This window comes from Streptomyces chisholmiae, from assembly GCF_031845445.1.
GTDB lineage: Bacteria > Actinomycetota > Actinomycetes > Streptomycetales > Streptomycetaceae > Streptomyces > Streptomyces chisholmiae.
In genome coordinates this window covers 1-447 of the sequence record NZ_JAVREO010000195.1, presented here as the reverse complement: position 1 = coordinate 447, position 447 = coordinate 1, and the positions used below count along the sequence as shown (strand labels likewise).

Sequence of the window (447 nt, the reverse complement as noted above, 5' to 3'; positions counted from 1 at the left end):
TCTGTGCGGCATCTCGGGCAGCACGCTGGTGGTGAACATCGCTGGGTCGCGTGCTGCGGTGCGCGACGGCATGGCAACCCTGGGGCCACTGGCCGCGCAAGTGATAGGCCAGCTATCAAGTTTGGAAATCTGAACATCAACGAAACGGCGGCCACCGGCCGCCGTTTCCTTTTGCAGGTGAATGTTAGGCAGAGCGACGGTGCTGGTTAAGAGCAGGTTAACGGTTGCTGCAGCTCCGCCTAGGATGAGATGTGATCTTCATCACAAAGGGAATTGACGATGCCTGAAGCGAACAAAATGTCCCGGCACGCAGTTAACAAGATTTTCGGTGAGGCCCTCCCGGACATCGCTCCCGACGAACGCGACACCGCTTCGCCGGATGACGATGACGACCGGGACCGATGGTTGAGGAACAACATTCCGCCTCACCATCACTGAGAAGGTGAG

The 447-nt window shown here is 58.2% G+C and carries 1 protein-coding gene; it reads right to left on the bottom strand.

Going from position 1 to position 447, the window contains the following annotated elements:
- Window positions 1-261: 261 nt before the first annotated feature.
- Window positions 262-447: hypothetical protein (locus RM844_RS32780; RefSeq protein ID WP_311671078.1), on the bottom strand; the 186-nt coding region annotated here is incomplete at its 5' end.